The organism is Embleya sp. NPDC008237 (assembly GCF_042956465.1).
Classification (GTDB): Bacteria; Actinomycetota; Actinomycetes; order Streptomycetales; family Streptomycetaceae; genus Embleya.
Genome location: NZ_JBIBGL010000007.1, coordinates 1 through 12923, shown reverse-complemented (window position 1 = coordinate 12923; position 12923 = coordinate 1). Strand labels below are relative to the sequence as shown.

The window sequence follows — 12923 nt, the reverse complement described above, 5'->3', positions numbered from 1 at the left end:
GCCGAACCGCCCGGGTCCCACGATTCGAAGGAGCCCGCGTCATGGCACCCCCCGCCGAGCCCGTCGACCTCGGCAGCCCGTTCTTCGTCGGCATCGGTGGCGCCGGCATGTCCGGGCTCGCCAAGATCCTCGCGATTCGCGGGGCCCGGGTCTCCGGCAGCGACGCCAAGGACTCCACGCAGGTGCTCGCGCTGCGCCAGCTCGGCTGCACGGTGCACGTGGGCCACGACGCGGCCAATGTGGCCGAGGACGTGTCCTGCGTGGTCGTGTCGTCCGCGATCCGCACCGACAACCCCGAGCTGGTGCGCGCCCGCGAGCGCGGCATCCCGATCGTGCACCGCGCGGACGCGCTGGCCCGGCTGATGGACGGGCGCCGCTCGGTGGCCGTCGCCGGCACCCACGGCAAGACCACCACGACCAGCATGCTCGCGGTCGGCCTGACCTCGCTGGGCCTGGACCCGTCCTTCGCGATCGGCGCCGACCTCAACGAGGCGGGCAGCAACGCGCACCACGGCTCGGGCGACATCTTCGTGGCCGAGGCGGACGAGAGCGACCGCAGCTTCCACAAGTACGCGCCCGAGGTCGCCGTCGTCCTCAACGTCGAGTTGGACCACCACGCCAACTACGGCTCGCTCGACGACGTGTTGGAGGCGTTCGAGATCTTCGCCGCCCGGATCACCCCGGGCGGCACCCTGGTGTTGTCCGCCGACGACTCCGGCGCGGGCACCCTGCGCGAGCGGCTCGCGGATTCGCTGCCGGAGCTGCGCGTGGTCACCGTCGGCGAGCACGAGGACGCGGACCTGCGCCTGGTCGAGATCGAGTCGCTCGGTCTGGGCAGCCGGGTCACGGTGCGCGGCAAGGCCACCGGCGGCGACCTGGTGTTCACCGTCGCGGTTCCCGGTCGGCACAACGCCTCCAACGCGGTGATGGCGCTCGCGGTCGGCCTCGCGCTGGGCGTCGAGGCGCAGCGGATGGCCGAGGGCCTGGGCAAGTACCAGGGGGTCCGCCGCCGGTTCCAGCTCAAGGGCGAGGAGAGCGGCATCCGGGTGATCGACTCGTACGCGCACCACCCCACCGAGATCACCGCCGACCTGGCCACCGCGCGCGGTGCGGTGGGCGCGGGCCGGGTGATCGCGGTGTACCAGCCGCACCTGTTCAGCCGCACCCAGCAGTTGGGCGTGGAGATGGGCCGCGCGCTGGCCGCCGCCGACATCGCGGTCGTGATGGACATCTACGCCGCTCGCGAGGACCCGCAGCCGGGCGTGACCAGCAACATCATCGCGCACGCCGCGCTGGACAACGGCGGCCTGGTGCGCACCGAGCACAGCTGGTCCGACGTCGCCGGTTCGGTGGCCGCACTGGCCCGGCCCGGCGACCTGGTCCTGACCATGGGCGCGGGCGATGTCACCCTGCTCGGCCCGGAGATCCTGGACGCGATCCGCGACCGCGCCAACGCCCCGCGCTGAGCGCCGGTCGGCCCGGCCGACCACCCGGCGGTGCCGCGACGTCCCCGGGGGAACGTCGCGGCACCGTTGCGTGTTGGATGTGAACATGGCCTACGAAATCGAGAAGACCGACGACCAGTGGCGGGCCGAGTTGTCCCCCGAGGAGTTCCGGGTGCTGCGCCGGGCCGGCACCGAGCGCGCCTGGACGGGCGAGTACACCGAGACCAAGACGACCGGTGTCTACCGCTGTCGGGCGTGCAGCGCCGAGCTGTTCCGCTCCGACACCAAGTTCGACAGCCACTGCGGCTGGCCGTCCTTCTACGCACCGCTGGCCGAGGACCGGGTCGAGTACATCGAGGACTCGTCGATGGGGATGACCCGGGTCGAGGTGCGCTGCAAGAACTGCGGCTCGCACCTGGGTCACGTCTTCGAGGGCGAGGGCTACGGGACGCCGACCGACCAGCGCTACTGCATCAATTCCATCTCGCTGACCCTGGAACCCGACCCGCAGGGCTGACCGCCGCACCCGTCAAACCTGCTCTGCGGCGGTGCGGCAAACCTCACATCGGGTCACGGGGGCGGTGTTCGTCCGCTATGCCTGATGTCCATGAATCCGTGGCTGCCACCCCTCGCGTACTCGGTCTGGACGGCGCTCGTGCTCGGCGTCGCCATCGGGTCCGCCCGGCGGGGCGGCAGCCGGGCGGACCGGCTGCACCCGGCTGAATTGGGCCCGGCCGAGTACGCGTTCGTGTCCGGCGGCGCGGCGCGCGCGGCGGACGTGTGCATCCTGCGCCTGATCGGCACGGGCTGCCTGCACGTGAGCCGGGACGGCCAGGTGGTCGGCGCCCGCACACCCGAGCCGGGCGCGGCGGCGGACGTGCCGCTGCGGGTGCTCGACGAGGAGTACGGCGGGCTGCCGCTGCGCGACCTGCGCACCCGGGTGGCCGCGTCGCCGGAGATCCAGCGGATCGGCACGGCGCTGCTCGCGGCCGGTCTGGTCGCCCGGCCGGACACGGGACCGCGCCGGGTGCCGCGCTGGGCGCTGTTCGCGACCATCCCGCTGGGCGTGGCCACCGCCGTGGCGGGCTTCGTGACCGCCGACGACAAGGCGGCGAGCGCGCTGCCGTGGGTGGGTCTGCTGCTCGCGGTGATCGGCATCCAGGCGTGTGTCGCGGGCCTGCTGCTGCTCGGCGTGTTCGGCGAGCGGGTGGTGCCGACCGCGCCGATGATGCGCCGGCTGATCCGGATGCGCCGCGACGAGGCGGCGGTGGCCGCGCTGGGCGCCGACGGGGTGGGCGCCGTCGCGCTGTGGGGCCTGGACCGCTTCCCCGACCCGGTGGTCAAGGAGATCTTCCGCCGCAACGCTCCCGCCCCGGGCAGCCGCGACCCGCGGTCCCCGTGGTGCGGCAGCACGTCCTGCGCGTCGCCCCAGGGTGCCCGAGCGGGCTCCTGCGGCGGCACGGCGGACGGCTGCGGCGGGTAGGTCTCGGGCCCGGTCCGGCGGATCCCGGTGGGCGGCGGACGAACCGAGGGAACTCCGCCTGTTTCGGTGTGGGTCGGGCCCGCCATGCTTGGCATATGCGGACAGCGGTGGGAATCGGATGGCGGCCGGAGATCGACCTGACGATCGAGCGCCTGGCCGGCGTCGACTTCGTCGAGGTGATCGCCGAGAACGTGTGCGTCGAGCACCTCCCGGAGTCGTTGCGCGTGCTGCGCGCGCGGGGCGCGCAGGTGATCCCGCACGGCGTGAGCCTCGGGCTCGCGGGCGCGGACCGGCCCGACCCGGCGCGCCTGGCCCGGCTGGCGGAAGTGGCCGACGCGCTGGGGTCGCCGCTGGTCAGCGAGCACCTCGCGTTCGTCCGGGCGGGCGGCATGGAGGCCGGCCACCTGCTGCCCGCCCCGATGACCCGGGACGCGCTCGAAGTGGTCGTGGAGAACGTACGGATCGCGCAGGAGGCGCTGCCGGTCCCGCTCGCCCTGGAGAACCCGGCGACGCTGCTGTCCTGGCCCGGCAACGAGATGAGCGAGGCGCGGTTCCTGACCGAGTTGGTGGAGCGCACCGGCGTCCGGCTGCTGATCGACGTGGCCAATCTGCACACCGAGCGGGTCAACCACGGCCTGGACCCGGCCGCCGCACTGGCCGAACTGCCCCTGGAAGCGGTCGAGTACGTGCACGTCGCCGGCGGCGTCGAGCGCGAGGGCCTGTGGCACGACACGCACGCGCACCCGGTGACCGCGCCGATCCTGGAGGTGCTGGAGATGTTGTGCGCGCTGCGCCGCCCGCCGCGGGTGCTGCTGGAGCGCGACACCGACTTCCCGTCCGCCGGCGAGATGGCCGCCGAACTGGCCGCGATCCGCGCGGTGGTCACCCGCGCGACGGTGCGCTCGTGAGCGCGCGCGAGCGGCTGGCGCGGCAGCAGGGCGAGTTGCTCGCGGCGCTGGTGGCGGGCGGGCCGACGCCGCCCGGCTTCGACCCGGCGCGAGTGCGCGTCCAGGCGCGGGCGCTGGCCGCCAAGCGGCGCGACTCGGCGCTGCGCGCGGTGCCCGAGCTGGCGACGGCCCTGGGGCCGCGCTGGCCGGGCGAGTTCATGACGTGGGCCCTGGTGCACCCGAAGCCGGCGGACGGTGGCACCCGCGCGGACGTGCACGCCTTCGCGGCCCATCTGTGGGAGCGCGACGCGCTGCCGGCCGAGCTGGCCGAGGTGTTCATGCCGCGCGAGCCGCCCTGGTGGGGGCGGTTGCGGGCGCGGCTCGGGCGTCGCCCGTGGACGCGCGACCGGTAGGTACGGGCAGGGGATCACACACAGGGGGTGGGCGGCATGACCTGGTTCATGGTGGTTCCGTTGGTCATCGCGGGAGCGGGCGCGCTGGTGGGGAGCCTGAGCGTCCGTTGGGCGGCCCGACGGCGGATGCGGCGCACGTTCGGCCGGCCGTACGGGCCCGCCGGATGGCCGCCCGGCGGCCCGTCGTTCGGCCCCGACCCGGGCTCCGGCCCGGCTCCCGACCAGTGGCTGCCGGGCACGCCCCCGTTCGACGGATACGGCCCGCACCACACGCACGGACACCACTCGCCCGGCCCGGACTGGCAGGGGCACCACGGCCACCACGCCTCGTGCGGCGGCAACTCCTCGTGCGGCGGTGGCGGGGGCTCGTCCTGTTCGAGCGGTTCCTCGTGTTCGAGCGGCTCGTCCTGTTCGAGCGGCTCCTCGTGTTCCAGCGGCTCGTCCTGTTCGAGCAGCTCGTCCTAGAAGGTGCGGGCCCGGGTTCCGGCGCCCCGAGGCGGTCGGCCCGATCGTGGTCCGACCGCCTCGCGGGGGTGACTCAGGCCAGGCCGGCCAGCAGCTCGCCGACCGGGCGCCGGCGACCGGTGTAGAACGGCACTTCCTCGCGCACGTGCCGGCGGGTCTCCGAACCGCGCAGATGCCGCATCAGGTCGACGATGCGGTGCAGTTCGTCGGCCTCGAAGGCGAGGATCCACTCGTAGTCGCCGAGCGCGAACGAGGGCACCGTGTTCGCCCGCACGTCCGGGAAGCCGCGCGCCATCCTGCCGTGCTCGGCGAGCAGCCGCCGGCGCTCGGCGTCGTCGAGCAGGTACCACTCGTACGAGCGCACGAAGGGGTAGACCGCGACGTAGTCGCGCGGGGTCTCCTCGGCCAGGAACGCCGGGATGTGGCTCTTGTTGAACTCCGCCGGGCGATGCAGCGCCATGTTCGACCACACCGGCTCCAGCAGTCGGCCCAGTCCGGTGCGGCGGAAGCGGTTGTACGCCTCCTGGAGCGCGTCCGAGTCCTCGGCGTGCCACCAGATCATGATGTCCGCGTCGGCCCGCAGCCCCGAGACGTCGTAGGTGCCGCGCACCACGACGTCTTCGTCCAGCAGCTGCTCGAACAACTGCTCGACCTCGCCCGCCAGGTCGGCCCGATCACCGGGCAGCGGTTCACGGAGCCGAAAGACCGACCACATCGTGTACCTGATCACCTGGTTGAGGTCGCGGGCCTTGGGGCGCGCCGGCGTGGGTCGGCCTTCGGTCCCCGGGACGTCCTCGTCGAGAGCGTTGTCGATCACGGCTGCTGCGGCGTCGACCGGATCCGGGGTGTTCTCCGCGGTGCTTTGCGTCATGGGTCGATTCTCCCTCCCCCGTCCCCACCGTCAGCGCACGGGGCGCGCAAGCGGCTCGGCGAGCTGCGCCAACACGTCCGCCGCCGCGCTCGTCGCGCTCGCCACACACGCCGGGATGCCGACTCCCTCGTAGACCGCGCCGCACACCGCCAGCCGGGGCAGCCGCTCGATCGCGTCGCGCACACAGGCGATCCGGCCCGGATGGCCGACCGCGTACTGCGGCAGCCCGCCACCCCAACGGGTGACCCTCGTGTCGATCGGCTCGGCGCTCAACCCGACCGCGTCCCTCAGGTCGGCGAGCGAGTCGGCGACCAGGTCCGCGTCCTCGCGCTGCAACACCGCCTCCTCGCCGGCGCGCCCGAGCGAGGTGCGCAGCACGAACGTGTCCGGGTCGGCGTCGGCGAGCCAGCCCCACTTGTTGGACGCGAACGTGCTCGCCTTGATCCGCCGGCCGTCGATCGGCGGCACCAGGAACCCGCTGCCGGCGGGCACCCGTGCCAGGTCGGCGCGGCGGAACGCGAGGGTGACCAGGGCCATTCCCGCGTACTCGATCGAGGACAGTTCGACCGCGGCGACCGCGGAGTGCGGGCGCAGCAGCCGGGCCGCAGGCGCCGCCGGTACCGCGAGCACCACCGCGTCCGCCTCGATCGGGGACGGCGCGTTCGTCGGTCCGGTGACCAGCCGCCAGCCGGTGGGCGTGCGCTCCAGTTCCCGCACCGTGCTCCGGGTCCTGATCTCGCCGCGCCCGGTCGCCACCACCGCGCCCGCGACGGCGAGCGGCAGCCGCCCGACCCCGCCGCGGATGCCCATGAACACCGGCCCGCCCGGCCGCTCGGCGGCCCGCTCCAGCAGCCCGCGCACGCCCGCGACCAGCGACCCGCCCGCGCGCGCGATCGGCAGCAGCTGCGGAACCGCCGCGGCGAGCGAGATGTCGTAGGCGTTGCCCGCGTACACCCCGCCCAGCAGTGGCTCGACCAGCCGGTCGACCACCTCGTGACCCACCCGCTCGGCGACATAGCGGCCCACCGACACGTCGTCGGCGTAACGGTGCGGCGCGAGCGCGTGGTCCAGCGGGATCCGGGCCAGGCCCGCCGCCGACAACACCCCGCTCGCCGCGAGCGGTTCCAGGTCGCCGGGCACGCCCATGACGTGGCCGCGCGGCATCGGCCGCAGCGCACCGCGGGTCCACAACGACGCGCTCGCGGTCGTCGGCGGCTGGAGATCCGCGGCCAAGCCGACCTCGCGCGCGAGGTCGATCGACTCGCTGCGCCGGGCGAGCATCGACTCGGCACCCTCGTCGACCGCGACGCCCGCGATCGTGCCGGCGTGCAGCTTGCCGCCGATCCGGGCGGAGCCTTCGAGCACCGTGACGGTGAGCCGCGGATCGCCGTCCCGAAGCAGGATCCAGGCGGCCGTGAGACCGGCGATTCCGCCGCCTACGACGACGACATGACGACCTTTTTCCACCGGCGAACTGTCCACACCGCACCTTCTCACGAGCACCACCCGCGGATCGGAACCGGCCACGCGCCGGCGCCGTCCCATCGTCGACTTCGAGGGGGGAAAGAAATGAGCGCACGAGAGGCGAGACGACGTACGGGCCCGGCACTCGCGATCGCCGTGGCCGCGGTGCTCGCGGTGGGCGGGTGCAGCGGCGACGGCTCGGGCGACGAGGATCGATCCGGATCCGGATCGAAACCGGCGGCAGCCGCACCCGCGGCCCCCGCGACACCCGGCACCAAGACCGGCCCGAGCGCGGCCGTCGACCCGGCCGCCGGACAGCGCAAGGTGGTGCTGACCGGCGAACTGCGCGTACGGGTGCCCGACCTCGACCGCGCCACCGGCGACGCGCAGGGCGTGGCCCGGGCACGCGGCGGACTGGTCACCGACGAACGCACCACCCGCTCGACCGAGCAGGAGGCGAGCCGGACGGGCGCCGCGACCACCACACTCACCCTCAAGGTCCCGCCGGCCGAGTTCGACCGGGCGTTGGACGAGTTGAGCCGGATCGGCAGGGTGCTCAACCGACAGCGCACCGCCAAGGACGTCACCGACGAGGTCGTGGACGTGGACAGCCGGATCGCATCACAACGCCGCAGTGTGGAGCGCACCCGGCAACTGATGGACAAGGCCGCGACGATCGCCGACATCGTCACCCTGGAGAGCGAGCTGACCCGCCGCGAGGCGGACCTGGAGTCGCTGCTGAAGCGGCAGCAGGCGCTCACTGCACAGACCGACCTGTCGACGATCACGATCACGATCACCACCGACCCCGAACGGACGGCGGACCGGCACAAGGACGACGACGGTTTCGCCGGCGCCATCGGCGACGCGTGGTCGGCGGGTTGGCACGGCCTCGCCGGCACCGGCCGGGTGATCGCGATCGTACTGGCGGCGATCTTCCCGTTCGCGCTGATCCTGATCCTCGTGTGGCTGATCGACCGCTTCACGGGCCGCCGACTGCGCCGGTTGCGCCGCTCGCGCCCGACGCGCCGCACCCGACCGCCGGTGCCGACCCGGCTCGGCCCGACCGCACCGCACCCGCCGACCGACGCCACCGAAACCTCGCCGCCGACCGGCACCACCTCGCAAGAGCCGCCGAGCCGGCAGCCGTAACCGGCCGCAAGCGCCGGCCGAACCCGCTCGCGGCCCGGCCGGCGCCCGACGCGGGGGCTCTATCGCGCGCTGACCTCGTGCACGTGGGCCACGATCCGGGTGAGCACCTCGGGGTCGGTGTTGGGCAGCACGCCGTGGCCGAGGTTGAAGATGTGCCCCTCGGCGGCGCGACCGGCGGCCAGCACCTCGTCGGTCTTGGCCCGGACCGCCTCCCACGGCGCGAACACCACGGCCGAGTCCAGGTTGCCCTGGAGCGCCTTGCCCGGCCCCACCCGGGTCGCCGCCACGTCCAGCGGGATCCGCCAGTCGACGCCGACCACGTCCGCGCCGGCCTCGCCGAACATGTGCAGCAGTTCCCCGGTGCCCACGCCGAAGTGGATCCGCGGCACGCCGTAGTGCTCGACCGAGGCCAGCACCTTCGTGCTGGCCGGCAGCACCGACGCCCGGTAGTCGGCGGCGGAGAGCGCGCCGGCCCACGAGTCGAACAGCTGGACCGCCGACGCGCCCGCCTCGATCTGCACCTTCAAAAACGCCGAGGTGATCTGCGCGAGCCGGTCCACCAGGTCCGCCCACAGCTGCGGGTCGCCGTACATCAGCGCCTTGGTGCGCTCGTGGTTCTTCGACGGGCCGCCCTCGACCAGGTAGCTCGCCAGGGTGAACGGCGCCCCCGCGAAGCCGATCAGCGGCGTGCCGCCGAGCTCGCGGACGAGGAGGCCGACCGCCTCGGTGATGTAGGGGACGTCCTCCGGCGTCAGATCGCGCAGCTGGGCGAGATCGGCGCGCGAGCGGATCGGGTTCGCCACCACCGGGCCGACCCCGGGCTTGATGTCCAGGTCGATGCCGATCGCCTTGAGCGGGACGACGATGTCGCTGAAGAAGATCGCCGCGTCCACGCCGTGCCGGCGCACGGGCTGGAGGGTGATCTCGGTGACCAGGTCCGGCCGCATGCACGACTCGAGCATCGCGGTGCCCTCGCGCAGCTTGCGGTATTCGGGCAGCGAACGACCCGCCTGGCGCATGAACCACACCGGGGTGTGCGGTACGGGTTCACGTCGGCAGGCCCGCAGGAAGGCCGAGTCTCGGACGGTGGCGTGCGGAAGGCTCGTTTCGGTCACATCCGCCATGGTCCCAGACGCACCCGGACGGCCCAGACCGAGCACCCCCGTCCGGCGCGTCGCCCGGGCCTGGCGACCCCGGCGCGGCCTAGGCTGCCAGGCATGGCAGCAGTCGGCGAGACCGAGGAGCCCGAGGAGTTCCGGCAGGCGCTGGCCGGATGGCGGGCCGCGATCCTGCGCCCGGAGATCGTGCTGGAGGAGATGTCCCGACCACGCGGCCTGGCCCCCTTCTCGGCAGCGTTCGCGGCCGAGGTGGCCCTGGGCGAGGACGAGGACGAACTGGCGGGCGGCCGGATCGTGCTGCTGCACGATCCGGCGGGCCACGAGGCCTGGGAGGGGACGTTTCGCGTGGTGACCATGACGCGCGCCGAACTCGAACCCGAACTGGCGATGGACCCGCTGCTGCCCGAGGTCGGTTGGACCTGGCTGACCGAGTCGCTGCACGCGGTCGGCGCCGCCTATCGGGCGCCCAGCGGCACCGTCAGCCGCAGTACCTCGCAGGGTTTCGGCGGACTCTCCGGGCAGATCGCCCGGACCGAGATCGAGGTCCGGGCATCGTGGACGCCGGCCGACGACGAGTTGCTCCCGCATCTGCTGGCGTGGACCGAACTCATGTGCACATGCGCGGGTTTGCCGCCGGTGGTCTCCGGCGAAGGGGTCGTCGCCATACCGCGTCGGCCCTCGCGACCCGGCTCCTGACACGCCGGGCCGGCGCTGCGAGACGTCGCGGTCACACACCCGGGTCAAACTCGCATAACGGATTTGGATCTTCCTCTAAAGGCCGGCGCCATATGTGCCGAAGGACAGGGTGACCACCCCGAAGGAGTAGCTGGTCGGGCCGCTTCTTCGGGAATCGCGATCACTGCGCAGGAGGCCCGGTGTCGGTACTTCTCGATCACCCTGCAAACCTGCTTGCCTACCGTCCTTCCAAGCCCACGGCAATGGTTGTCGTCGCGGACCCCCGGGTTCGCGACGCGGTCATCCGCCACCTGTGGGCCCTCGGTGTGCGCGACGTCGTCGGGGCGTCGACCATCGCCGAGGCTCGATCCCGTGCCGGCACGCCGCGCGACCTCTGTGTCGCCGACGTGCACCTGCCGGACGGCTCCGGACTCACGCTTCTCACCGAGATGCGCGCGTCCGGTTGGCCGAACGGCTTGGCACTCTCCGCAGCCGACGACATCGGTGCCGTTCGTTCCGCGCTTGCCGCGGGCGTTCGAGGCTATGTCGTGACCGGCGCGCGAGCGGGACTGAACCCTGGACACGCACGGCAAGCGGGAATGCACCACGGGATGCCCCAGGCAAACCGCATGCGTCCGTCGGAACAGCGCGGGACGGAGCCCGGCTCCGGCGTCCGGGAGCTTTCGGCGCGCGAGATCGAGGTCCTGCGCCTCGTCGCGGAGGGCCGGTCCAACAAGGCGATCGGCCAGGCGATGGGCCTGTCGGCGCTGACCGTCAAGAGCCATCTCGCCCGCATCGCCCGCAAGATGGGCACGGGCGACCGTGCCGGCATGGTGGCCCTCGCATTGCGGGCGGGCATCATCAGCTGACGCAGGTCGGCTGGGCATCAGGACACCTCATCAGGTAGAGCCGAATCCCGGCGGGTGGACCCACCCGCCGGGATTCGGCATGTCCGGACCCGGTTCGATGCCGGTCGGGTCGGGTCCGCAGCGGAGCGAGGCGGCGCGGGGGCGGGGGCGGCGGATGTCGAGCCGGCCGACATAGGTCCGCTCGGCCTCGGGCGCGTCGACTCGGAACACTCGGCGTCGGTCCACCGGGGCATCGCGTCGCCGGGCAGCGGAACGCTCGGCGCCGGCCCACTCGACGTCGTCCTCTCGACATCGGGTCGGCCGTCCCGCGCGCTTCGCGCCCCTCGATGCCCTCCTCGGCCGGCCGAATCCGGCGCCCCGGCACGTCCCGGATATTTCGCGCCGGCTGATTTTGTACGGTTTCCGACCGCCGTACACCGCCCGTGGCGCGCCCACCTTGGCGGGGACCTGCCCGATCGGGTGGACGGGCGGGTTATTTTGGTGGGGTGACCGACGCCTCCTTCGAAACCTCATCCGAACTTCCGGCGCCGGTCCCCCCGGCGCCGGTCCCTCTCCTGGCACCTCGCGAGGGCGTACCGCCGGTCGTGGCGGATTCGCGAACGCTCGCCGAGACCATCGCCGCCTTCGCCGCCGGAGCGGGACCGGTCGCCGTCGACGCCGAGCGGGCGTCCGGCTATCGCTACGGACAACGCGCCTATCTGATCCAGCTGCGTCGGGCCGGCGCGGGCAGCGCCCTGGTCGACCCCGCGGCGTGTCCGGACCTGTCCGAGCTCGGCGCGGCGATCGTCGACGCCGAATGGGTCCTGCACGCCGCCTCCCAGGACCTGCCGTGCCTGGCCGAGGTCGGCATGGTGCCGCGGCGCATCTTCGACACCGAGCTGGCCGGCCGACTCGCCGCCTTCCCCCGGGTGGGGCTGGGTGCGATGGTCGAGACCGTGCTCGGCTTCTCGCTGGAGAAGGGGCACTCGGCGGTGGACTGGTCCACCCGCCCCCTGCCCGAACCGTGGCTGCGCTACGCCGCGCTGGACGTGGAGGTGCTGATCGAGCTGCGCGACGAGCTGGAGGCCATCCTGACCGAGCAGGGCAAGCTCGACTGGGCCCTGCAGGAGTTCGCCGCGATCGCCGCCGCGCCGCCGCCCGCCCCGCGGGTCGACCCGTGGCGGCGCACCTCCGGGCTGCACCGGGTGCGGCGCCGTCGGCAGTTGGCGATCGTGCGCTCGTTGTGGCTGGCCCGCGACGCCATCGCGCGCCAGAAGGATGTCTCGCCGGGGCGGGTCATCCCGGACAGCGCGATCGTCGAGGCCGCGATCGCCGGGCCCGCGTCGGTGGCCGCCCTGCTCGCGCTGCCCGGCTTCACCGGGCGGGACAGCCGACGCCAGGCCGGCGTGTGGCTGGCCGCGATCGAGCAGGCCCGGGCGCTGCCCGAGGTGGAACTGCCGATGTCCACGCTGCCGCACGAGGGCCCGCCGCCGGCGCGCGCGTGGACGGACAAGGACCCGGCCGCCGCGGAGCGCCTGACCGCGGCCAAGACCGCCGTCGCGGCCATCGCGGACGAGCACACGCTGCCCACCGAGAACCTGCTCGCGCCGGACTACGTGCGCCGGCTCGCCTGGGCTCCGCCCTCGGTGCCCACCGCCGACGCGGTCGGCGACGTGCTGCGCGCCTTCGGCGCACGTCCGTGGCAGATCGACCTGACCGCGCACGCGCTCTCCGGTGCGTTCCTGCGGCTGGCCGCGCACGCCGCCAACGGCACGAGCGCCTGAACCGCACCGGGCACCGGGCGTGTCCCGCCCGGTGCACCGGGTCCGACCCGCGGTCCGCGGATCCCGGCGCGGCCGCGGGGGCTCGTTGCCTTACCCGAGCTTTGCTTTGTCCACATTGACGCCGGATCCCGCCGGATGGTTTGGTTAGCCTCGCCTAATTCTCATTCTTCAATGTTTGTTCGAGTCGGTGGGGTGGCCTGTGTTCGCCAACTATCTGATTGGCCTGCGCGAGGGCCTGGAAGCGGCTCTGGTGGTCAGCATCCTGATCGCCTATCTCGTCAAGAGCGGGCGTCGGGACGCGTTGCCGGCGGTGTGGGC

12 protein-coding genes and 1 pseudogene are annotated in these 12923 nt (G+C 73.4%); 10 read left to right on the top strand and 3 right to left on the bottom strand.

Annotated elements, in window-relative coordinates:
* Window positions 1-41: 41 nt before the first annotated feature.
* The 5 genes and pseudogenes from murC to ACFZBU_RS18990 all read left to right on the top strand — a co-directional run bounded on the left by murC (window position 42) and on the right by ACFZBU_RS18990 (window position 4693).
* Window positions 42-1466 (top strand): UDP-N-acetylmuramate--L-alanine ligase, encoded by a 1425-nt coding sequence (murC, locus tag ACFZBU_RS19010; RefSeq protein ID WP_391584765.1) that lies wholly within the window; start codon window positions 42-44, stop codon window positions 1464-1466.
* Window positions 1467-1551: 85 nt separating this feature from the next.
* A complete protein-coding gene (msrB, locus tag ACFZBU_RS19005; RefSeq protein WP_391584764.1) occupies window positions 1552-1962 on the top strand; it encodes a peptide-methionine (R)-S-oxide reductase MsrB in 411 nt (136 codons plus the stop codon).
* Window positions 1963-2046: 84 nt separating this feature from the next.
* The gene (locus ACFZBU_RS19000) at window positions 2047-2928 is read left to right on the top strand and encodes a TIGR04222 domain-containing membrane protein (protein WP_391584763.1); all 882 of its coding nucleotides are present in this window, start codon (window positions 2047-2049) and stop codon (window positions 2926-2928) included.
* A 95-nt stretch (window positions 2929-3023) separates the two neighbouring features.
* A pseudogene (locus ACFZBU_RS18995) lies at window positions 3024-4228 on the top strand (DUF692 domain-containing protein).
* Between the two features lie 36 nt (window positions 4229-4264).
* A complete protein-coding gene (locus ACFZBU_RS18990) occupies window positions 4265-4693 on the top strand; it encodes a hypothetical protein (RefSeq protein WP_391584762.1) in 429 nt (142 codons plus the stop codon).
* Between the two features lie 73 nt (window positions 4694-4766).
* Here ACFZBU_RS18990 and hemQ read toward each other — a convergent pair whose 3' ends face one another.
* Together hemQ and hemG are read right to left on the bottom strand one after the other, a co-directional pair.
* Window positions 4767-5564, bottom strand: coding sequence for a hydrogen peroxide-dependent heme synthase (hemQ, locus tag ACFZBU_RS18985; RefSeq protein ID WP_391584761.1), 798 nt, complete (start codon window positions 5562-5564; stop codon window positions 4767-4769).
* A gap of 30 nt (window positions 5565-5594) precedes the next feature.
* The gene (hemG, locus tag ACFZBU_RS18980; protein WP_391584760.1) at window positions 5595-7031 is read right to left on the bottom strand and encodes a protoporphyrinogen oxidase; all 1437 of its coding nucleotides are present in this window, start codon (window positions 7029-7031) and stop codon (window positions 5595-5597) included.
* Between the two features lie 102 nt (window positions 7032-7133).
* Here hemG and ACFZBU_RS18975 point away from each other — a divergent pair, with 102 nt between their 5' ends.
* Window positions 7134-8180 carry a DUF4349 domain-containing protein gene (locus tag ACFZBU_RS18975; protein ID WP_391584759.1) on the top strand — a complete coding sequence of 349 codons (1047 nt, stop codon included), beginning with the start codon at window positions 7134-7136 and terminating at the stop codon, window positions 8178-8180.
* Between the two features lie 59 nt (window positions 8181-8239).
* Here the strand turns inward: ACFZBU_RS18975 and hemE are convergent, their stop codons facing one another.
* On the bottom strand, window positions 8240-9304 hold the full coding sequence (hemE, locus tag ACFZBU_RS18970) for a uroporphyrinogen decarboxylase (protein ID WP_391584758.1): 1065 nt from the start codon (window positions 9302-9304) through the stop codon (window positions 8240-8242).
* A 93-nt stretch (window positions 9305-9397) separates the two neighbouring features.
* On the opposite strand from hemE, the gene ACFZBU_RS18965 reads away from it, so the two are divergent.
* The 4 genes from ACFZBU_RS18965 to ACFZBU_RS18950 form a co-directional block, all read left to right on the top strand.
* Window positions 9398-9994: a DUF3000 domain-containing protein gene (locus tag ACFZBU_RS18965; protein ID WP_391584757.1), complete on the top strand. Its 597-nt coding sequence runs from the start codon at window positions 9398-9400 to the stop codon at window positions 9992-9994.
* A 179-nt stretch (window positions 9995-10173) separates the two neighbouring features.
* Complete coding sequence (locus ACFZBU_RS18960; RefSeq protein WP_078974877.1) at window positions 10174-10842, top strand: response regulator transcription factor; 669 nt, start codon at window positions 10174-10176, stop codon at window positions 10840-10842.
* A 485-nt stretch (window positions 10843-11327) separates the two neighbouring features.
* A complete protein-coding gene (locus tag ACFZBU_RS18955; RefSeq protein WP_391584756.1) occupies window positions 11328-12605 on the top strand; it encodes an HRDC domain-containing protein in 1278 nt (425 codons plus the stop codon).
* Window positions 12606-12804: 199 nt separating this feature from the next.
* Window positions 12805-12923, top strand: a 119-nt coding sequence (locus ACFZBU_RS18950; protein ID WP_391585138.1) for an FTR1 family protein, incomplete at its 3' end; no start/stop codon positions are given.